Below are 21866 nucleotides of genomic sequence, written 5' to 3' on the forward strand. Positions count from 1 at the left end.
TGTCCGGCGGACCGCGGCACCCCTGCGCCCCGGCACCGCGTCCCGCCCGCGACCGGCCAAGGCTTCGCGGACCGCGACCGGCGGCACCGCCCCGGTGTGCGGCACCGCCCCCGGGGCACGACCCCGGCCCGCCGCGCCGGCCGGAGGGGGCGGTGGAGCACGGCCGGCGGCTCACCGCAAGTGATGATTCTTACTCGACGTCGTCCGCCGACAGCACCGTGACCTGCGGTGTCGATGAGCCGGCTGGGACCACCGTGAGTCAGACACCGGGGCGACAACGACGCGTCAGGGCTGCGGCCACGCCGAGAACTGACCGAACGGACAGGGGGCGGCCGTAGCCTTTCTGCGGCCGGGCGACTGTTCGACGGACAGTCGACGGGGCGACCGGATCGGCACTCTGGGGTCATCCCCGTTCACCTTCCGTGAGGGCCACCGACCATGTCGCAGCTCCTGCCCGCCGCCCGGGCCGACGTCCCGACCACCGCACCCGTCTCCCCCGTCGCCCCGCCGGAGCCGGCCGTCGCCGCCGGCCCCGGTGCGCGTACCGCCGTGGTGGGCCTCGGTTACGTGGGCCTGCCGACCAGCCTGGCCCTGGTCGCCGGCGGTGCCCGGGTCACCGGGGTGGACATCTCCCCGGACCGGCTCGACGACATCCGGGCCGACCGGGCCGACCTGCTCGACGACGACCGGGACCGGCTGCGCGAGACGCTGCGGGCCACCGACCCGGCGCTGCGCCTCACCACCGCGGTCGCCGAGATCGCCGACGCCGACACGGTGCTGATCTGCGTGCCCACCCCGGTGGACCGGCACCTCGCCCCCGACCTCACCGCGTTGCGGGCCGCCTGCGCGGCGGTGGTCGCCCACGCCCGCCCCGGCCAGACCATCGTGCTCACCTCCACCAGCTACGTCGGCACCACCCGCGAGCTGCTGGTCGAGCCGCTGGCCGCCCGGGGCCTGCGGGTCGGGCAGGAGGTCTTCGTGGCGTTCGCCCCGGAACGGGTCGACCCCGGCAACGACCGGCACCGGCAGGAACTCACCCCCCGGGTGGTCGGCGGCACCACCGGCGAGTGCACCGCGCGGGCCGCCGCCGCGCTGGCCCGGATCACCCCGCTGGTGCACCGGCTCGGCTCCCCCGAGGCCGCCGAGATGACCAAGCTGCTGGAGAACACCTTCCGGGCGGTGAACATCGCCCTGGCCAACGAGTTCGCCGACCTCTGCCGGGACCTGCACCTGGACGTCACCGAGGTGATCGACGGGGCGGACACCAAGCCGTACGGGTTCATGGCCTTCCAGCCGGGCCCGGGGGTGGGCGGGCACTGCATCCCGTGCGACCCGCACTACCTGCTGTGGCAGGTCCGTGGGCAGCGCCGCGAGGCGCCCCTGATCGAGACCGCGATGCGGGGGATCGCCGCCCGCCCCCGACGGGTCGTCGACCGGGTCCGGGAACTGCTCGCCGGGGCCGGCCGCCCGCTGTTCGGAGCCCGGGTGCTGCTGGCCGGGGTGACCTACAAGCCCGGGGTGGCCGACGTACGGGAGTCCCCCGCCCTGGAGATCATCGGTGAGCTGGTCCGGGCCGGCGCGGACGTGGCCTTCGTCGACGACCTGGTCGACACGGTCCGCACCCCCGACGGCCAACTCCTGCACCGGGTCGCCGACCCGGCCGATCGGGAGTGGGACCTGGTGGTCGTGCACACCCGCCAGTCCGGCCTGGACGAGGCGTGGCTGCGCGGGCAGCCGATGGTGCTCGACGCCACCTACCGGCTGGCCGGGCTGCCCCGGCGGGAGGTCCTCTGATGCCGGTGACCGCCCCCGTGCGGCGCGGCCTGCGCCGGCTGCTCACCGTGCTCGCGCTGCTCCCGCTGATCGTGCTGCTGGCCCGCCAACTGCCCCAGCTGCCGTACGCCCCGCTGCTGGCGTTCTACGGCTTCGCCGTGCTCACCGCCACCGTCGCCGTGTTCTACCTGGCCTACGCCCGCTACGTCGACCCGGCCGAGGCCCCGGCGCAGCCCCGGCACGACGCCGCGTTCCCGCCGCTGCCGCCGTCCCCGACGGTCAGCCTGCTGGTGGCGGTGAAGGACGAGGCCGACGGCATCGAGGCGTGCGTCAGGTCGATGACCGGCAGCGGGTACCGCCCGTTGCAGGTGATCGTGGTCGACGACGGCTCCACCGACGGCACCGCCCAGGTGCTCGACCGGCTCGCCGCCGAACTCCCGGTCACCGTGCTGCACCTACCCCGCAACGTCGGCAAGAAGCGGGCCCTGGTGCACGCCGCCCGGCACGCCACCGGCGACGTGCTCGCCTTCACCGACTCCGACTGCGTGCTCGCCCCGGACGCGGTGGGACGCTGCGTCGAGGCGCTGCTGCGGCGACCGGACCTCGGCGCGGTCAGCGGCCACGCCCGGGCGCTCAACCCCGACGAGTCGCTGCTCAGCCGGGTGCAGGACGTCTGGTACGAGGGCCAGTTCCGGGTCTCCAAGGCGGCCGAGGCGTCGTTCGGGGCGGTCACCTGTGTCTCCGGGCCGCTGGCGGTGTTCCGGCGGGAGGCGGTGCTCAACTACCTGCCCGCCTGGGCGGCCGACCGGTTCCTCGGCGGCGAGTTCCGGTTCGCCACCGACCGCCAGCTCACCGGCTACGTGCTGGGGCAACGCTGGATCGGCGACCGGCTCAAGCGGCGCTTCGCCGACTCGCCGTTCGTCCGCGACGAGGACCATCCGCCGCGCGCCTGGCGGGTCGGCTACGTCCGCTCGGCGAAGGTGTGGACGACCGTGCCGGCCCGGCTGCGGCCCTTCCTGCGCCAGCAGACCCGCTGGAAGAAGAGCTACGTGCGGAACCTGTTCTTCACCGGCACGTTCATGTGGCGGCGGGGGCCCGGCCCGGCCGCGCTCTACTACGGACACGCGCTGTGGGTGGCGCTCGCCCCGGCGATGGCCTTCTCCCACCTGGTGTGGGCGCCGCTGCGCGGCTGGTGGGCGGTGCCGTTGCTCTACCTGTGCGGGGTGCTGCTCAAGGGCACCGCGTGGGGGCTGGCCTACCGGCTGGACAACCCGGGTGACCCGCGCTGGGCGTACCGGCCGTTGATGAGCGTGCTCTCCGCGGCCGTGCTGTCCTGGCTGCTGCCCTGGTCGGTGGGGACGATCCGGCGCGGCGTGTGGTCGCGGAGCACGGTGTGAACGCCGGGCGGCGGTTGCTGACCCGGCTGGCCCGGGTGGCGCTCACCCTCGCCGGGGCGGGGACGCTGGTGCTGCTCTACGCGGTGGTGTTCACCCGGGGCGGGGTGCTCCGGTGAGCCGGCTCTGGCCACGCGCGCTCGGCGGGCTGCTGTCGCTGGTCACCCTGCTGGTGGTGGCGGCGCCCTTCGGGGTGTCCTGGTACCTCGACGACCTGCGTCGCCACGTCAGCGGGCAGCACGACACCCCGGTCACCCGGGTCGACCCCGCCGACCTGCGCCGCTTCACCGAGACGGCCGCGCGGCTGCCGGACCGGGCCGCGCCGGTGGTGGTCGCGTACCACGACATCCGGCCGCACGGCGACGACCCGGCGGCGACCGAGCCGACCGGCCGGGAGCACTACGTGGTCACCCCGGAGGCGTTCGACGCCCAGCTCACCGCCCTGCGCACCGCCGGCTACCGGACGATCTCCTCGGCCCAGTACGTCGACTACCTGCGCGGCGGCGAGATACCGGCCCGGTCGGTCTACCTCACCTTCGACGACGGCACCCGGGGCCTGTGGTCGTACGCCGACCCGATCCTGGAACGGCACCGGATGGTGGCCGCCTCCTACCTGATCACCGGGCAGGTGGGCACCCACCGGCCGTACTACCTGAGCTGGGCGGAGATCGACCGGATGAGCCGCTCCGGCCGGTGGGACTTCCAGGCGCACACCCACGACCTGCACACCCGGGTGCAGACCGCGCCGGGGCGGCTCGGTTCCCCGCTGACCCACCGGCGGTGGGAGCCGGCCACCGGCACGCGCGAGAGCCTGGCCGGCTACCGACAGCGGTTGACCGCCGACTTCGACGCGATGTTCGCCGCGTTCACCGCCCACCGGCTGCCCCGCCCGCAGTTGTTCGCGTACCCGTTCTCCGAGATCGGGGACGCGACGACCGACCCGGAGGCCGCGGCCTTCAGCCGCGACCTGATCGCCGAGCGGTTCGTCGCCGCGCTGACCAACAAGTCGCTCGCCCCGCAACCGAGCAGCCGCCGCTCGGCCGCCGACGGGCAGGTCGAGCGGGCCGAGGTGTACGCCCGGACCAGCGCCGCCGAACTGGTCAGCGCGGTCGTGGAACGCACCGCTCTGCCCGCCGTGGTGACCGACCCGTTCGCCCGTCCCTGGGACTGGCGTGACCAGCACGGCGAGCCGATGACCGAGCTGTCCCCGCTGACCGGCGGCCGGTTCCCCGCCGACAGCCCACGCCGCGCCTACGGCACCCTGCTCGCGTACGCCAGCGCGGACTGGACCGGCTACACGGCCGACGCCACGGTGCGCGGCCTGCGCGCCGACGGCGGCACCGTCACCCTGCTGGTCGGGGTGAACGGCGACGCCACGGTCTCGGTCCGGGTGGCCCACGGCCGGCTAACGGTGCTGCGCGCCGGCACGGTGGTCGCCGAGGCCGTCGTGGACCCGGCCGCCACGCACCGGGTCACGGTCACCGTGCGCGACGGGGAGACGGTGGCCAGGGTCGACGGCGGTCCGGCCCTGCGGGTGGTCACCCCCACCGGGCCGGGGGCCACCGGCGGACTGGCCGTGGCGATCGACGACGCGCAGGGGCGGCCCCACCCGTCGGTCGCCGCGCTCACCGTGACGGCCGTCGGGTGACCGCCGCGACCCGCCCGGCCGGCCGGGCGGGTCGCGGCGGGAACGCGGTCACTCCCGCCAGCCGGCCAGCTCGACGCCCTTGCCGAGTTCGACCCGGAACCCGAGGGTGATGTCGCCGCCCTCCCCCGGCCCGAGCCGCAGCCGCCAGGTCAGCTCGCCCAGCTCGGTGCGCTCGTCCGGCGGCGGGACTACGGTGGCCTCCCGGACGGTCACCGCCTCGTCGCGGGAGACCGGCAGCTGGTCGCGGACCTCCACCGTCGCCGGTCGCGGCGTGTGGTTGGCCACGCTGATCCGGTACTCCACGTCCCGCCGCCGGGTGGAGCCGAGCGCGGCCCGGGTGTCGGAGCGCCGGGTCAGCTCGCGTTCCACCCGGACCCGGTCGTCCACTCCGAGCGCCACCTCGGTCTCCTCGCCGGGCGCCCAGGTCGGCAGCCGGGTGGTGGCGACGAAGTCGGTGTCGTGGAACACCGCCGCCGGGCCGGGCAGCAGGGTGTGCGTGGAGGTGTTGCGGACCGTCGCCCGCAGGTGCGCCTCGGCGGCCCGCAGCGGCACGGTCACGTGGTCGAGGCGGACCGGCAGGTCCAGCACGGCGATCACGGCCCGGTAGGCGCTGCCGTCGGCGGGCACCGCCACCGGGCGGGCCGGGCGGTAGGTCGCGGCGGTGACGCCCTGCTCGACCTCGGCGACGCTGTCGCGCACCAGCGGCCGTGGCCCGCCCGCGCGGGCCGCCCCACCGCCGCCGGCCGGGGCCGCGGCGGGCGCGGGCGGCGGTGGCGCTCCGAAGCTCGCCGCCGCCCGCGCCACCGGCACCGGCCGGACCCGGTCGAGGTACCAGGGCGACAACTCCGGTACGCCGGCGGCGGCCGCCGGGCGAGCGGTGGACAGCTGCAGCGCGCACTCCGGCCAGTCCTCACCGGTGTCCTGGGTGACCAGGGCGGACCAGGTGACCGTCATGGCGTCGCCGACCAGCCGCAGGTCGTAGGAGGACTGCCAGCGGGCCCCGTCGACCAGGTAGGTCAGCTCCAGGTCCACGGTGGTGTCGTCGGCGTCCACGGCGACCGTCACGTCGGCGGCCAGCCGGTCCGGTGCCCGTTTGCCGCCCGCGTCGGCCACCTGCCGCTGCACGGCCGCCAGTTCCTCGGTCAGGTCGACACGTCGCCGGGCCAGCCCGCGTCGGCGGCGGTGGGAGTCGGTGAGCTGGGTGGCGACCGCGTCGGCGAAGGACGTCACGTCGGCTGCGGCGGCGTCACCGGCGGCCAGCGTACGGGCGTACGTGCCGCCGGCCCGGTCGGCCAGTCGGGTGAGGAACTGTTGCCGCTGCGTCTCGACCTCGGTGGCGTCGTCGATCTCGGCGAGTTCGTCGGCCAGTTCCCGGGCCCGCCGGGTCAGCGCGTCGACCTGGGCGTCGGTGCTGCGGGCCTGCCGCCAGGTGCTCACCTCCACGCCGAGGACGGTGGCCGCGCCCCCGCCCCCGGTCCGCAGCGAGTCGCGGCGCAGCCGCAACGGCAGCGGGGCGATCCGGAGCCGGTGCTCACCGGCGGCCAGCCGGATGCTCGCCCGGCGGGTGACCCGGGCCCGGTCCGGATACACGGTGACGGCGACCACGGGTGCTTCGATCTCCACAGCGTCCACGGCGGCGAGGGTAGCCGGGGTGCGCACGCCGGCCGGAACGACGGTGGGCCGACGGGTGGGTCGGTTACGCCGGGGGCAGGCAGACGATGTCGAGGCGGCGCGGGCCGTGCACGCCCTCCACCCGGCTCAGCTCGATGTCGCTGGTCGCGGAGGGCCCGGAGATCATCGTGACGGGGCGGGTCGGGTCGGGCAGGGCGCGGACCAGGTCGGGCACGTCGGCCACGATCTGCGCGGCCCGGACCACGCAGACGTGGTGGTCGGGGACCAGGGTCAGCAGGCGGCGGCCCTGCGCCGGGCCCCCGTCGAGGACGAGCGTGCCGGTCTCGGCGACGGCGAGCGCGCAGCCGGTGAGCACGGCCAGGCCGGGCGCGTCCAGCTCGGTGGCGGTGAGCGTGTCCCCGGGCAGCGTGGGCGGGCCCAGCCGGGCGGTCCACTCCGACGGTGTCCCGGCCGGCAGCACCACGGCGGTGGCCCCGGCGAGCAGGGTGGCGAGCAGGTCGGGCAGCTCCGCCGGGGTGCAGGGGTGCACCCCGGCGCGGTAGTCACCGGCGCGGGCGGCGAAGAGCGCGCTCAGCTCAGGAGTCATGGGTCCGCCGCCACCAGTCGCGGAAGGACTCCCCGGCCGGCAGCGGGGCGTCCCGGTGCGCCGTCCACGCCGACAGTGGCCACGGCGCCCGGCGCAGCCGCCCGCCGTGCCGCCGGGTCAGCACCCGCAGCGGCCGGCCGCCGGAGCGCGCCGTGCGCAGCGCCGCCCGCCACCGCCGGCGGTCGCGCATCGTCCAGGCGAGCCACGCCATCGCCGCGCGTTCGGCGGCCGGCTTCGGCCCCGTCTGGCGCAGGTGCACCAGGATCGCCGGAATGTCGATCTTGACGGGGCAGACGTCGTAGCAGGCCCCGCAGAGCGTCGAGGCGTACGGCAGGGTCGCGTTGTGGCCGGCGTCCTGCCCGGTGAGCTGGGGCGAGAGGATCGCGCCGATCGGTCCGGGGTAGACCGAGCCGTAGGCGTGGCCGCCGACCCGCTCGTACACCGGGCAGACGTTCAGGCACGCCGAGCAGCGGATGCAGCGCAACGCCGCCCGCCCCACCGGGTCCGCGGCGATCCGCCGGCGGCCGTTGTCCAGCAGCACGACGTGCAGCCGGCGCGGCCCGTCGCCGGGGGTCACCCCGGTGACGATCGAGGTGTACGGGTTCATCCGCTCACCTGTCGACGAACGCGGCAGCAGCCGCAGGAAGTCACCGAGGTCGGTGAACCGGGGCAGCAGCTTCTCGACCCCGACCACGGCGATCAGGGTGTCCGGCAGGGTCAGGCACATCCGCCCGTTGCCCTCGGACTCGACGACCACCAGGGAACCGGTCTCCGCCACCGCGAAGTTGGCCCCGCAGATGGCGACCCGGGCCGACAGGAACGTCCGCCGCAGGTACTCCCGGGCGGCGCCGGCCAGCACCGCCGGGTCGTCCGAGTCGGCGGTGAAGCCGGGCATCCGGCGGGCGAACAGCTCGCGGATCTGCCCCCGGTGGTAGTGGATCGCCGGCACCAGGATGTGCGACGGGGTGTCGTCGGCGAGTTGCACGATCAGCTCGGCCAGGTCGGTCTCCACCGCCGTGACCCCCGCCGCGGCGAGCGCCTCGTTGAGGCCGATCTCCTGGGTCGCCATCGACTTGACCTTCACCACCCGGTCGACGCCCCGCGTCCGGACCAGCTCGGTGACCAGCGCGTTGGCGGCGGCGGCGTCCGCGGCGTGGTGCACGGTCGCCCCGGCGGCGGTGGCCGCCCGCGCGAACTGGTCCACCAGCTCGGGCAGCCGGTCGATGACGTCGTCCTTGACCCGGGCCGCCCGCTCGCGCAGCCGTTCCCAGTCGGGCACCTCGGCCACCACGGCGGCCCGCTTGTCCCGGATGGTGCGGGTGGCCCGGCCCAGGGTGGCCCGGAGCTGGGCGTCGCGCAGCGCGCCGGCCGCCGCCCGGGGGAACGGGGTGGCCGCCACGATGGGCAGGTGCCGGCCCGGCGGGGGCGTCATCCGATCGCCTGACCGCCGGTGGCGGCGAGGATCTCGGCGTAGTGGACGGGTCGCGGGGCGTCGGGTCGGCGGGCCAGGCCACCACCGATGTGGGCCAGGCACGAGCTGTCGGCGGCGGCCAGGTAGTCGGCGCCGGTGGCGACCGCGTGGGCGCACTTGTCGGCGAGCATCGCCCCGGACACGGCGGCGTTCTTCAGCGCGAAGGTGCCACCGAAGCCGCAGCACTGCTCCGGCTCGGGCAGTGGCAGCAGTTCCAGGTCGCGTACGGCGGCGAGCAGCCGCAGCGGCCGGTCGCCCAGCCGCAGCATCCGCAGCCCGTGGCAGGTCGGGTGGTAGGTGACCCGGTACGGGAAGCGGGCCCCCACGTCGGTCACCGCGAGCACGTCCACCAGCAGCTCGGACAGCTCGTGCACCGGCAGCCGGGTGTGCGCCCGCAGGTGGGCCACGCAGGAGCCGGACGGCGAGACGACGACGTCGTGGCCGGCGAACGCCGCCTCGGTGTGCCGTTCCAGGTCGCGGGCCGGGGCCCGGTGGCCGGTGTTGGCGTGCAACTGGCCGCAGCAGCTCTGCCCGGCGGGGAAGGTGACGGTGTGGCCGAGCCGCTCCAGCAGGGTCACGGTGGCGATGCCGACCCGGGGGAAGAACGCGTCGTTGAGGCAGGTGACGAACAACGCGATGCGCACCGTGCCCCCCTCGCCGCGCCCCTCGCCGGCATTCGCCAGGCCACCTTGCCGTGCCCTCGTTGCCGTGCCCCCCGTTGCCGGGCCCCCTCGCACGGCCGGGACGTGATTGACGGATTCTATATGATCTATGCAGTCGGCGCGGGGTGCGGCATCCTGCGCACCGGCGGGACGGGCCGGTGGCCCGTCGGTCGTCGCGGCGTGCCGGCCCGGTGGGCGTCGGGCGCGGGTGGGCGTCCCCCGGCCTCCACCGCCCGTCGACGAGGTGCCGAGATGACGGATTTCCAGGGCCTGGTGGCCGCCGTGACCGGGGGCGGCTCGGGCATCGGCGCGGCGGTCGCCGACCTGCTGGCCGCCCGCGGGGCGCGGGTCGCCGTGCTCGACCGGGAGCCCGGGGCCGGCGGGGCGCACCTGCGGCTCACCGCCGACGTCACCGCTCCGCTGGAGCGGACCATGGACCGGGTCGCGGCGACCCTGGGCGGTCTCGACGTGCTGGTGAACTGCGCGGCGGTCAGCGCGGTCGGTGCGGTGGAGGCCGCCGACGACGCCGAGTGGCACCGGTGTCTGGACGTCAACGTCGTCGGGGTGGCCCGCGCCTGCCGGGCGGCCCTGCCGCACCTGCGCCGCTCGACCAGCGCCGCCATCGTCAGCATCACCTCGATCGCCGCGACGGCGGGCCTGGTCGACCGGGCCGTCTACTCGGCCACCAAGGGCGCGGTGCACGCGCTCAGCCTGGCGATGGCCGCCGACCTGGTGGGCGACGGCATCCGGGTGTGCACGGTGGCGCCGGGCACGGTGGACACCCCGTGGGTGGCCCGGTTGCTCGCCGGGGCGCAGGACCCGGCCACGGAGAAGCGCCGGTTGGCCGCCCGGCAGCCCACCGGCCGGCTGGTCACCGCCGACGAGGTGGCCCAGGCGGTCGCCTTCCTGGCCTCCCCGGTCTCCGGGGCGACCACCGGCACCGCGCTGGCCGTCGACGGCGGCATGTCCGGCCTGCGGCTGGTCCGCTGACTGACCCGGGGCTGCGGCCCCCGGCCCACGCCGGCCCACCGCCGGCCCGGCGGCTCGGCCACCGCCGACCCGGCGACTCGGCCACCGCCGACCCGGCGACTCGGCCACCGCCGACCCGGCGACTCGGCCACCGCCGATCCGGCGGCTCGGCCACTGCCGGTCAGGCCGCTGCCATGGTGACCCGCTGCCGGCCCAGACCGTCCACCTCGACCTCCACCACGTCACCGGGGCGCAGGTAGGGGAACCGGCCGGACAGGGCCACCCCCTCGGGCGTGCCGGTGTTGACCACGTCGCCCGGGTCGAGGACCGTGTACTGCGACAGGTGCCAGACCAGGTACGCCACGTCGAAGATCATGTCGGCGGTGCGCGAGTCCTGCCGGGGCTCGCCGTTGACCCAGGAACGCAGCCCGAGGTCCTGCACGTCGGGGATCTCGTCCGGGGTGACCAGCCACGGGCCGAGCGGCTGGAACGTCTCGCAGGACTTCCCCTTGGACCACTGGCCGCCGGAGTCGCGCAGTTGGAAGTCGCGTTCGGACACGTCGTTGGCGACCAGGTAGCCGGCGACGTGGGCCAGGCTCTGCGCGGGCGACTCCAGGTAGCGGGCCCGCCGGCCGATGACCACGGCCAGCTCCACCTCCCAGTCGGTCGCGGTGGCGCCCCGGGGCACCAGCACCTCGTCGTACGGGCCGACCACGGTGTTGGGCGCCTTGTAGAAGACGATCGGGGTCTCGGGCGGGGCGGCACCGGACTCGGCGGCGTGCGCGGCGTAGTTCTGCCCGACGCACAGCACCACGCCGGGGCGGGCCACCGGAGGGCCGACCCGCATCCCGGTGACGTCCAGCTCCGGCAGGTCGCGGGCCGCCCGGACCCGGTCGGGGCCACCGGAGGCGAGGAACGCGCCGTCGATGTCGGGGGTGAGCGCGGACAGGTCGTAGTGCCGACCGTCGGCGTACAGCACCGGCCGTTCCGCGCCGGCCGGGCCCACCCGCATCAGCTTCATCCGCTGCCCCTCCACGATCGGGCGTCCCGCCGACGCCATCCAGGATCGTAGATCAGCGCACCGGTCGTCCCGGTGCCGCAGAGCGGCCCCGCCGCGTCGCCCCGACTGCGGTGGGCGAACGCAGCGCGCCCCGCCCCCCGACGGACGTTCCCCTGCGTTATCGTGCCCGACGTCACCGCTGCGGAGGGCGAGCCACATGACGGAGCCGACACCCACCGCCGGCGTACGACACCCGGCGCGGTGGGCCGTGCTGATCCTCGCGGGCCTGTCGATGGTGTCGGGCTGTTCGGGCGGCGTCGGGGCCGGCGAACCGGGGTCGGACGCGACACCGGCACCGAGCCCCAGCTCCGCCGTCATGCGCCTGGACAAACCGGCGACGGTGCTGGGCACCTGGCACGAGTCGCTCGACCGGCGACTGACCCAGGTCGCCCAGGACAACATGGGGCAGCTCAAGGTGCTGCTCGACGGTGAGCCGCTCAGCGCACTGGGCACCGCCTACATCCCGGTCAGGGAGAAACACTCCGCCGAACGCGGGCTGTACCGGCCCGGCGACGACCGGGTCGTCCTGCTCAGCGGGGTCTCCGGCACGGTCGGCAATCCGGAGCGGACCCTGGACCTCGTGTTCACCCGGCTCAGCGCGATCTCGGGCGTGGAACCGGTCCCCCCGGGCCCGCTCGGCGGCTCCGCGCGCTGCGGGTACGCCCACAGCCGGGGGATCCGGATCGACGTCTGCGCCTGGGCCGACCGGCACACGCTCGGGATGGTCCACCTCACCCACTTCGCACCGACCGCGCGCCCGGAGGAGATCTTTCGGCAGATCCGTGCCCAGACCGAGCATGCCGCGTCCTGAGGCCACCCCTGACGTGCGGGCCGCCGGCCCCGCGCCCGGCGTTCCGGGGTGGACGCCGGGCGGGTAGCGGCGGCCGGCGGCTCGTCGACCTGTTCCCGGCCCGGGAGGTCGAGCAGCCGCCGGCCGCCGGGGTCAGCTCGACGTGGTGGCGGGCTCTCCGGCACCGCTCTCCGGCCCGACGGCGACCGGCGTCGTCTGCCGGTCGGCCAGGTGCCGGCGCAGCGACCAGGTCACCGCCGCCACCCAGAGCACCACGACGACCAGATAGCAGGCGTACCGGACGGCGTCCGGGGCGCCGATCCACTCGCTGCGCAGCAGGGTGCGGATGTTGGTCAGCACGATGACCCCGCCGACGGCGGAGCCGAGCACCCGGGGCGGGACCATTCGCACCAGCCACGCGGCGATCGGCGCGGCGATCATGCCGCCGAGCAGCAACGCGCCCACCCAGCCGAAGTTGATGTTCTCCGAGCCGATGCCGACCAGGAAACCCAGGCTGGCGGCGACCGCCACCAGGAACTCGCTGGTGTCGATCGAGCCGATCACCCGGCGGGGTTCCAGCCGGCCGCTGGCCAGGATCGCCGGGGTGCCGACCGGCCCCCAGCCGCCGCCCCCGGTCGCGTCGACGAAGCCGGCGACGAGCCCGAGCGGGCCGAGGAAGCGCTTGCGCAGGGGCAGGCCGACCCGGTCGCGGGGCAGGCCGGCCACGGTGAACCGGATCAGCACGTAGAGGCCGAGGGTCAGCAGGATCAGCGACATGATCGGGGCCGCGGTCGCGGTCGAGAGGCTGGACAGGAAGGTCGCCCCGGCGAACGCCCCGATGGCACCCGGCACGCCGACCCGACGGACCACCGTCCAGTCGACGTTGCCGAACCTCCAGTGGGCGGCGCCGGAGACGAGGGTGGTGCCGATCTCGGCCAGGTGAACGGTCGCCGAAGCGCTCGCCGCACCCGTGTTGAGAGCCAGCAACAATGTGGTGGATGTCACGCCGTACGCCATCCCGAGACTGCCGTCGACCAGTTGCGCACCAAGGCCGACAAGGGCAAGAAGAAGCAGGCTACGCACAATTACCGCCGATCAGGAAGGGAATTGGGAAGGCCTGCGCGGCCGGAGCGGATCACCGTCGCGATGACGGCCGTCCCGGCTGGTCGCGGCCTGTGCAGAGGTCGGTGCTGCCGGAGGAATCGCCCCCGCAGAGCGCGTGCCGCCGGTGGGTACGACCACCCGGCGGACAGCGCGTGAAACGTTCGTTAAGGGAGTACGTCAACCGTCGTCATGGGGTGGCGTTTTGCCAGCCCAGAGCCGTTATCGGTGACGCCTGCAGGGCTTCGTCGCCCGGTCGGCGGTCACCGCCGAGGTCAGCGGCGGTGGGTGGGACGGACGCGCGGCAGGCAATCAATCCGCGCCCCACCAGGGAGTCTAAAGATCGAAAACCAATCCCACCTCGCCTCACGAATGCCATAGCTAATCGATGGGTAATGATGGCATGAATACCGATACGGATCTTTGAGGTATACCGCAATCGATGGCAAGACCTGTTCCACATAGTGGGATACGGGAAGCTCCGATCTCCACTACCAGGGACTTCACGGGTCACCAGAAAACAGTTTGGAAATAAAACTGCAAATGACTGGACAAGCATCGATGGCACGATCTGGTGGCAGCCGGGTCGCATCGAAGAACATCGTGCCTGGTTAACCCGACGGCATATCCGGTAGCCTTGGTAGGAAATCTTCATCCCATGCCCGCTGATCGGCGAATTTAACCGGGCTGTAACTAGGCGACGTTAGATTGTGACGCAGCGCGACATTTACTGCGGCAAATCAGTACGCGCTCGCCGGCCCACTGCCGGCAAATCCCCTAGTCAGCACGCGATCCGTCGCGACCGAAGTGGGAGCCCGATGAGTAGCGCACCGTACACACGTGACCTGATCCTGGTCGTCAACCCCGTCGGCGTCCTGGAACCCGGCCCACGGATCACGGCCGCCACCGCAGTCGGTGGTGGACGCGGCATCATCGACCTGGCCACCGGCGACGACTGGTCGCTGCGGGCGCTCGCCCGCGCCGCGAGCTGGTCGCCCGCCCCGATCGGCATCCGGGTCCCGGCCGGCTGCCAGGCCAGCCCCGCCGAGGTGGACCACGCCGCCGCCGGCCGGGTGGACCTGATCGTGGTCGAGCCGGCGAGCCCGTGGCCGCTGGCCGAGATCACCGGACACCACCGGGTGCTGGTGGAGGTGACCAGCCGGGCGGAGGCCCACGCCGCGGCGGCCGCCGGCGCGCACGGGCTGATCGCCCGCGGGATGGAGGGCGGCGGCCGGGTCGGCGAGCTCAGCTCCTTCGTCCTGCTCCAGCAACTCGTCGCCGACGACACCCTCGACCTGCCGGTCTGGGTGGCCGGCGGGATCGGCCCGCGCACCGCCGGGGCCTGCCTGGTCGGTGGCGCGGCCGGCGTGGTGCTGGACACCCAGCTCGCCCTGATGCCCGAGTCGGAGCTGCCGGCCGACGTGCAGGCCGTCATCCGGCGGATGGACGGCTCGGAGACCGTGCTGCGCGACGGCGTACGGGGCATCCGCCGGGGCGGCCCGCACCAGGGCGACAGCGAACTGCTCCCGGTCGGCCAGGACGGCTGGCTGGCGGCGGCCTTCGCCGACCGCTGGCCCGACACCGCCGCCGCCGTACGCGGCATGCGCGCGGCGATGCTCGACGCCGTCGACGGCCCCGACGCCGCCGACCTGCTCCAGCCGCACGCCCCCCTGGCCGAGGCCCTCGGGGTACGGGTGCCCGTCGCCCAGGGCCCGATGACCCGGGTCAGCGACGAGGCCTCCTTCGCCGCCGCCGTCGCCGACGGCGGCGCGTTGCCGTTCATCGCACTCGCCCTCAACTCCGCCGACCAGTGCCGCCGGATGCTCACCGAGACCGCCGCCCAGCTCGGCGACCGCCCGTGGGGCGTCGGGGTGCTCGGTTTCGCCCCCGAGGAGCTGCGCGCCGCCCAACTGGAGGTCATCCAGGAGATCCGGCCCGCCTGCGCGATCATCGCCGGTGGCCGCCCACCGCAGGCCCGCGCCCTGGAGGAGCAGGGGATCAGCACCTTCCTGCACGTGCCCTCCCCCGGCCTGCTGCGCCAGTTCCTGCGCTCCGGCGCGCGCAAGTTCATCTTCGAGGGCGCCGAATGCGGCGGGCACGTCGGGCCCCGGGCGAGCTTCCCGCTGTGGGAGGCCCAACTGGCGGTGCTCGACGACTACCTCGGCACCGATCCCGCCGCCGGCGCCCAGCTGCAGATCTTCTTCGCCGGTGGGGTGCACGACGCCCGCTCTGCGGCGATGGTGGCCACGATGGCCGCGCCACTGGCCCGCCGGGGCGCCCGGATCGGCGTGCTGATGGGCACCGCCTATCTGTTCACCGCCGAGGCCGTGACCCACGGCGCGGTCCAGCCGTTGTTCCAGCGTGAGGCGCTCACCGCCGAGCACACGGCGCTGCTGGAGACCGCTCCCGGGCACGCCACCCGCTGCCTGCACACCCCGTTCGTCGACGACTTCCACCAGCTGCGCACCCAACTGGAGGGTGCCGGGGCGGAGAACCGCGCGGTGTGGGAGCAGCTGGAGCTGCTCAACGTCGGCCGGCTGCGGATCGCCAGCAAGGGCCTGCGCCGCTCCGGCGACGTCGTCGAGGCCGTCGACGAGAGCGTCCAGGCAAGCGAGGGGCTGTTCATGGCCGGCCAGGTGGCCGTGCTGCGCGACCGCGCCACCACCGTCGCCGAGCTGCACGACGACGTCACCACCGCGGTACGCGGCTTCCACGCCGACCGGCTCGACGCGCTGCGGTCCCGGCTCACGCCACCGGCCGTCGAGATCGACGAGCCGCCCGCGCCGCTGGACATCGCCATCGTCGGGATGGCCTGCATGCTGCCCGGCTCGCCCGACCTGGACAGCTTCTGGCGCACCGTGCTCAGCGGCGTCGACACCGTCACCGAGGTCCCGGCGCAGCGCTGGGACACCGAGCACTACTACGCCCCCGAGGTCGGACCGGGCCAGACCGGCCGGATCAGCGTCTCGAAGTGGGGCGGGTTCATCGAGCCGGTCCCGTTCGACGCCATCGGCTACGGCATCCCCCCGGCCGCGTTGAGCAGCATCGACCCGACCCAGCTGCTCGCCCTGGAGGTCTCCCACCGGGCGCTGGTCGACGCCGGCTACCCGTACGACGCACCCGGCGCGGACCACGCCCGCACCGGCGTGGTCTTCGGCGCGGAGGCCGGCAGCGACATGGGCCACGCGCAGACCCTGCGCACCATGCTCCCGGCGTACCTCGGTGAGGTGCCCGAGCAGATGCAGGAGCTGCTGCCCCGGGTCACCGAGGACAGCTTCCCCGGCGTGCTGGCCAACGTGATCGCCGGCCGGGTCGCCAACCGGCTCGACCTGGGCGGGCCGAACTACACCATCGACGCCGCCTGCGCCTCGTCGCTGGCCGCGATGGACGCCGCCTGCAAGGAACTGGTCGCCGGCGACAGCGACCTGATGATCTGCGGCGGCGCCGACCTGCACAACGGGGTCAACGACTACCTGATGTTCACCTCGGCGCACGCGCTGTCCCCCACCGGCCGGTCCCGCCCCTTCGACAGCACCGGTGACGGGATCGCCCTCGGCGAGGGCGTCGCGTGCGTCGTACTCAAGCGGCTGGCCGACGCCGAACGCGACGGTGACCGGATCTACGGCGTGATCAAGGGGCTCGGTGGGGCCAGCGACGGGCGGGCCCTCGGCCTGACCGCGCCGCGCCCCGACGGGCAGCGGCGGGCCCTGGACCGGGCCTACCACCGCACCGGCATCTCCCCCCGCGAGGTCGGGCTGGTGGAGGCGCACGGCACCGGCACCGTGGTCGGCGACCGCACCGAACTGGAGACGCTGACCCGGATGTTCGTCGAGGCCGGCGCCGAACCGGGCAGCTGCGCGCTCGGCTCGGTGAAGTCCCAGATCGGGCACACCAAGTGCGCCGCCGGGCTGGCCGGCCTGATCAAGGCGACGCTCGCCCTTTACCACGGCATCCGCCCACCCACCATCCACCTGGAACGACCCAACCCGGCCTGGCACCCGCAGCAGAGCCCGTTCGCGTTCTTCACCGAGGCCCGCCCGTGGCCCGTGCCGGCCGCCGAGCGGATCGCCGGGGTCAGCGCGTTCGGCTTCGGCGGCACCAACTTCCACGTCGTGCTCAGCGCCCACGCCAACGCGCCGGAACCCCGGCACGCGCAGCGGATCTGGCCGGCCGAACTGTTCTGCTTCCGGGGCACCGACCGGGCCGCCGCCCACCAGGGCGTCCGGCAGCTGCTGGAGAACCTGGCCGCGGACGGGGCCGGCACCCGGCCGGGACGGCTGGCCGAGCTGGCCGCGTCGGTCGCCGCCAAGGCCGCCAACCGGCCCGGGACCACCCAGGTCGCGGTGGTCGCCCGCGACCTGACCGAACTGGAGACCCTGCTGCACCGGGCGCTGGCCGGCGAACACGACCCGGTCCGGGGCCTGGTCCAGCCGACCGGGGTCGACCCGGTCGGGCCCGGCCAGGTGGCGTTCCTCTTCCCCGGCCAGGGCAGCCAACGCCCCGGCGCCCTCGGGGAACTCTTCGTCACCTTCCCCGAGCTGCGGCACTACCTCGAACTCGACAAGGCCGCCGCGGAGCTGCTCTTCCCGCCGGCCGCGTTCGACCCGGACTCCCGGCGCGCCCAGGAGGACCGGGTCCGCGACACCCGTACCGCCCAGCCGGTGCTCGGCATCGGTGGCCTCGCCGTGGACCACCTGCTGCGCCGCCTCGGCGTCCGACCCGACATGACCGCCGGCCACAGCTACGGCGAACTCGTCGGACTCTGCGTCGCCGGGGCGTTCGACGCGGCCACCCTGCTCGACCTGAGCCGGCAGCGGGCGGCAGCCATCCTCGACGCCTGCGGCGAGGACCCGGGCACCATGGCGGCGGTCGCCGCCAGCGCCGAGCAGGTCGCCCAGGTGCTCGCCGGGGCCGGTCTGACCAGCGAGGTGGTGCTGGCCAACCGGAACGCCCCGCAGCAGGTGGTGGTCTCCGGACCGACGGCGAAGGTGCAGTCGGCGGTGGTCGCACTCAAGGAGGCCGGCCTGTCCGCCCGCGCCATCCCGGTGGCCTGCGCCTTCCACAGCCCGGTCGTGGCCGGCGCGGTGGAGACCTTCGCCGAGGTGCTCGCCGAAAGGTCGATCACCGAGCCGCGCATCCCGGTCTGGTCGAACCTGACCGCCGCCCCGTACTCCGGCGACGCCGGCCAGGTCCGCCACCACCTCGCCGAGCAGATCGGCGCACCGGTGCGCTTCGTCGAGCAGATCGAGGCGATGTACGCCGCCGGCGCCCGCCTCTTCGTCGAGGTCGGCCCCGGCCAGGTGCTCAGCCGGCTGGTGCAGGCGGTGCTCGGCGACCGGCCGCACCAGACGGTCGCCTGCGAACGCGGCCCGGCCGACGGCCTGCGCGGGTTCCTGATCTCGGTCGCCGAACTCGCCTGCGCCGGCACCCCGGTCCGCACCGACTGGCTGTTCCACGGCCGGGTCGCGGACGGCGCCACCGCCACCGCACCGAACCGTCGTCCGCTCTGGACGGTCGACGGCCAACTCGTCCGGGACCAGCACGGCAACTGCCTTCCCGGTGGCATGACCCCTCCCCGACGGATCAAGGAGTTGTCGATGACCCCTGCCAATGGCACCGCCACCACCCCCGGCGCCGCCACCGGCACCGTCAGCGGCCCCGCACCGTCGACCGTCCGGGACGTCCGGACCGTCGACGAGCCCGCGCCGGCCGCCGTCCGGGACATCCGGGGCGAGCTGCTCAGCGAGTACCTGCGCACCACGCGGGAGATGATCGCCACCCAGCGGGACGTGATGCTCGCCTTCCTCGGTGACCCCGGTGACGGGGGCGGCCGACCGACCGGGGAGCCCACCGGGACGTACCGGGTCGAGGGGTACGCCGGACCGGCGCCCACGCCGACGCCCGCCCCGGCCCCCCGGTCGCTGCCCGCCGCCGCCCCCGCGCCGGCCCCGACCCCCGCCGTCGCCCCACGCCCCGCCCCGGCCCCCACCGTGACCGGGTCGAACGGCGGCACGGCGCTGGCCATCGCCCCGGCGCCGACGGTCGCCCGACCGAGGCCGGTCACCCCGGACGTCATGCCGGTCTCCCCCGCGGTCGGCGGCCCCGTCGCGGCCCCCGCCCCGGTCGCCGCTCCCGCCCCGGTCGCCGCCCCCGCTGCGGTCGCCGCTCCCGTCGCCCCGGTCGCCGCGCCGGCCGGGCCGGGGATCGCCGAGTTCCAGCAGGCGATCCTGGCGGTGATCAGCGAGCGCACCGGCTACCCCGTCGACCTCATCGAACTCGACCTCGACCTCGAAGCCGACCTCTCCATCGACTCCATCAAACGCGCCGAGGTCGCCGGCGAGGTCGCCCAACGCCTCTCCCTCAGCGTCGAAGGCGACGAAAGCGAACTCGAAGACCTCGTCAAGGCCCGCACCGTCCGCGCCATGGTCACCTGGCTCGACGAGAAGATGAGCGGCACCGTCACCACCACCGCCACGCTGACCGCCGCGCTGCCGTCGGGCGACCAGATCGGCGTCACCGCCGCGGACTTCCAGCAGGCGATCCTGGCGGTGATCAGCGAGCGCACCGGCTACCCCGTCGACCTCATCGAGCCCGACCTCGACCTCGAAGCCGACCTCTCCATCGACTCCATCAAACGCGCCGAGGTCGCCGGCGAGGTCGCCCAACGCCTCTCCCTCAGCGTCGAAGGCGACGAAAGCGAACTCGAAGACCTCGTCAAGGCCCGCACCGTCCGCGCCATGGTCACCTGGCTCGACCAGAAGATGAGCGGCACCGTCCACGTCTCGGCCAGCACGACCGGCCCGCTGGCGCTCGCCCCCGCCCCGGCGGCGGCACCGGCTGCCCCGCCGGCCGTGGCCGCACCGCCCGCCGCCCCTGCCGCCGCCGTGGCCGCGCCCGCCGGGGCCAGCCTCGCGGAGTTCCAGCGGGCGATCCTCACCGTGATCAGCGAGCGCACCGGCTACCCCGTCGACCTCATCGAACTCGACCTCGACCTCGAAGCCGACCTCTCCATCGACTCCATCAAACGCGCCGAGGTCGCCGGCGAGGTCGCCCAACGCCTCTCCCTCAGCGTCGAAGGCGACGAAAGCGAACTCGAAGACCTCGTCAAGGCCCGCACCGTCCGCGCCATGGTCACCTGGCTCGACCAGAAGATGAACACCACCGTCACCGCGACGGTGACCGTCGCCGCGCCGGCAGCCGTGCCCGCCGCCCCGACGGCGAGCGTCGCCGCGCCGGCCGCCGCACCCGCCGCGTCGCCCGCGCCGACCGAGGTCGGGGTGGGGATCGCGCCGAAGCGGCTGGTCGCCCGGGAGAGCGTCCAGCCCGGACAGCGCGTCGATCCGGGCACGCTCGCCGGGACGCGGTTCCTGATCACCGGGGGCGGGCCGGTCGGGGCGTACCTGGCGGAGCTGCTCGGCGCGCACGGCGCCGGCGGCCAGCTGGGGGTCCTCGACAGCGAGCAGGCCGACCAGGGCTTCGACGGCGTGCTGGTGCTCGACGGACTGACCAACCTCGACGAGCCGCTGCTGCCCGCCGTGTTCCCGCTGCTGCAGCGGGCCCTGGCCACCGGGCCACGCTGGCTGCTCGCCGCCGGGGCGCAGGGCGTCACCGGCGCGGCCGACGGCATGCCCGGCCTGTTCCGCACGATCGCCCGCGAGTACCCGGGGCTGACCGCCCGGTTCGTGGCGGTGGACCCGGCGGCGACGCCGGACGTGCTGGCCCGGCAACTGCTCGACGAACTGCTCACCGCCGCCGACGCCCCGGTCGTCGCCCGGCGTGGCGACGGGCGCTACGTCGCCGACCTGGTCCCGGTGGAGCTGGGCGCGCTGGCCGCCGGGGGTGCCGGACCGGCCGGCGACGGGGTGTCCGAGGCCGCCGCGATCGGGTTGGAACGCGACTCGGTGGTGGTGCTGGTCGGTGGGGCGCGGGGGATCACCCCGTGGTTCGCACGGGCGCTCGCCTCGGCCAGCGGCTGCCGCATCGAGCTGGTCGGCCGTACCCCGCTGCCGTCCGGCCCGGAGGACCCGGAGCTGGCCGCCGCCACCGACCGGGCCGCGCTGGTCGGGGTGCTGGCCCGGCGGGGCCTGTCCTCGCCGGCCGAGATCTCCCGCACCGCGCAGGCCGTCCTGGCGGCCCGGGAGGTGACCGCCACGATCGCCGAGCTGACCGAGCTGGGTGGCGAGGTCCGCTACCACGCCCTGGACGTCCGGGACGCGGCGGCGACCGGCGCGCTGCTGGCCGCGATCCACGCCGAGTACGGCCGCCTCGACGGGGTGGTCTACGCCGCCGGGATCATCGAGGACAAGCTGATCGCCGAGAAGGACCCGGCGTCGTTCACCCGGGTCTTCGACACCAAGGTCGACGGGGCCCGGGGGCTGCTGGCCGGCCTGGACGCGCTGCCCGGCGCGCCGCGGTTCCTGGTCTTCTTCGGCAGCATCGCCGCCGCCTACGGCAACCGGGGGCAGGCCGACTACGCGGCGGCCAACGACGCCCTGGACGCCATCGGCACCCGGTACGCGGCCCGCACCGGGGTGCGCACCGTGACCGTCCACTGGGGGCCGTGGGCGCCCGGTGTCGGCCACGGCGGCATGGTCACCGCCGAACTGAGCCGCGAGTACGCCCGGCGCGGCATCGGCCTGATCGACCCGGAGGAGGGCGCGCTGGCCCTGCTGCGCGAGCTGGCCTGGGCCGACGCGTCGGTCACCTCGGTCGTCTACACCGCCTCCGGGTGGTGAGGGTGTCGATGAGCCGTCCCGCCCCCACCCGCCCCATCCGTCGGA

12 protein-coding genes are annotated in these 21866 nt (G+C 74.9%); 6 read left to right on the forward strand and 6 right to left on the reverse strand.

The features are described 5' to 3' along the window. The first annotated feature begins 438 nt into the window (after positions 1-438). From ACN261_RS27780 to ACN261_RS27790, 3 genes are all read left to right on the forward strand, one after another. Positions 439-1794 (forward strand): nucleotide sugar dehydrogenase, encoded by a 1356-nt coding sequence (locus ACN261_RS27780; protein WP_421482607.1) that lies wholly within the window; start codon positions 439-441, stop codon positions 1792-1794. Between the two features lie 5 nt (positions 1795-1799). Then, positions 1800-3170, forward strand: coding sequence for a glycosyltransferase family 2 protein (locus ACN261_RS27785; protein ID WP_421482608.1), 1371 nt, complete (start codon positions 1800-1802; stop codon positions 3168-3170). 112 nt (positions 3171-3282) lie between these two features. Then, on the forward strand, positions 3283-4815 hold the full coding sequence (locus ACN261_RS27790; RefSeq protein ID WP_422755849.1) for a polysaccharide deacetylase family protein: 1533 nt from the start codon (positions 3283-3285) through the stop codon (positions 4813-4815). Between the two features lie 48 nt (positions 4816-4863). Here ACN261_RS27790 and ACN261_RS27795 read toward each other — a convergent pair whose 3' ends face one another. The 4 genes from ACN261_RS27795 to ACN261_RS27810 all read right to left on the reverse strand — a co-directional run bounded on the left by ACN261_RS27795 (position 4864) and on the right by ACN261_RS27810 (position 9148). Next, positions 4864-6447, reverse strand: a complete 1584-nt coding sequence (locus ACN261_RS27795) for a DUF4139 domain-containing protein (RefSeq protein ID WP_425852963.1) — start codon at positions 6445-6447, stop codon at positions 4864-4866. Positions 6448-6511: 64 nt separating this feature from the next. Continuing rightward, entirely contained in the window at positions 6512-7033 is a 522-nt protein-coding gene (locus tag ACN261_RS27800) for a LutC/YkgG family protein (protein ID WP_421482611.1), read from the reverse strand. Further along, the gene (locus tag ACN261_RS27805; RefSeq protein ID WP_421482612.1) at positions 7023-8465 is read right to left on the reverse strand and encodes a lactate utilization protein B; all 1443 of its coding nucleotides are present in this window, start codon (positions 8463-8465) and stop codon (positions 7023-7025) included. Before ACN261_RS27805 ends, ACN261_RS27800 begins: the two co-directional genes overlap by 11 nt. Next, on the reverse strand, positions 8462-9148 hold the full coding sequence (locus ACN261_RS27810; RefSeq protein ID WP_421482613.1) for a (Fe-S)-binding protein: 687 nt from the start codon (positions 9146-9148) through the stop codon (positions 8462-8464). The genes ACN261_RS27805 and ACN261_RS27810 overlap by 4 nt, the downstream gene beginning before the upstream one ends. A gap of 270 nt (positions 9149-9418) precedes the next feature. Here ACN261_RS27810 and ACN261_RS27815 point away from each other — a divergent pair, with 270 nt between their 5' ends. Next, positions 9419-10156 carry an SDR family NAD(P)-dependent oxidoreductase gene (locus ACN261_RS27815; RefSeq protein ID WP_421482614.1) on the forward strand — a complete coding sequence of 246 codons (738 nt, stop codon included), beginning with the start codon at positions 9419-9421 and terminating at the stop codon, positions 10154-10156. Positions 10157-10316: 160 nt separating this feature from the next. Here ACN261_RS27815 and ACN261_RS27820 read toward each other — a convergent pair whose 3' ends face one another. Continuing rightward, complete coding sequence (locus ACN261_RS27820) at positions 10317-11156, reverse strand: fumarylacetoacetate hydrolase family protein (protein WP_425853661.1); 840 nt, start codon at positions 11154-11156, stop codon at positions 10317-10319. 196 nt (positions 11157-11352) lie between these two features. Here ACN261_RS27820 and ACN261_RS27825 point away from each other — a divergent pair, with 196 nt between their 5' ends. Further along, positions 11353-12006: a hypothetical protein gene (locus ACN261_RS27825; protein WP_421482615.1), complete on the forward strand. Its 654-nt coding sequence runs from the start codon at positions 11353-11355 to the stop codon at positions 12004-12006. Positions 12007-12138: 132 nt separating this feature from the next. On the opposite strand, the gene ACN261_RS27830 is transcribed toward ACN261_RS27825, so the two are convergent. Next, entirely contained in the window at positions 12139-13068 is a 930-nt protein-coding gene (locus ACN261_RS27830) for a sulfite exporter TauE/SafE family protein (RefSeq protein WP_421482616.1), read from the reverse strand. A gap of 836 nt (positions 13069-13904) precedes the next feature. Between ACN261_RS27830 and ACN261_RS27835 the strand changes: the two genes are divergently transcribed. Then, a complete protein-coding gene (locus tag ACN261_RS27835) occupies positions 13905-21821 on the forward strand; it encodes an SDR family NAD(P)-dependent oxidoreductase (RefSeq protein ID WP_425852968.1) in 7917 nt (2638 codons plus the stop codon). Positions 21822-21866: the final 45 nt, after the last annotated feature.

The organism is Micromonospora sp. WMMD723, from assembly GCF_049863385.1.
Taxonomy (GTDB): domain Bacteria; phylum Actinomycetota; class Actinomycetes; order Mycobacteriales; family Micromonosporaceae; genus Micromonospora; species Micromonospora wenchangensis.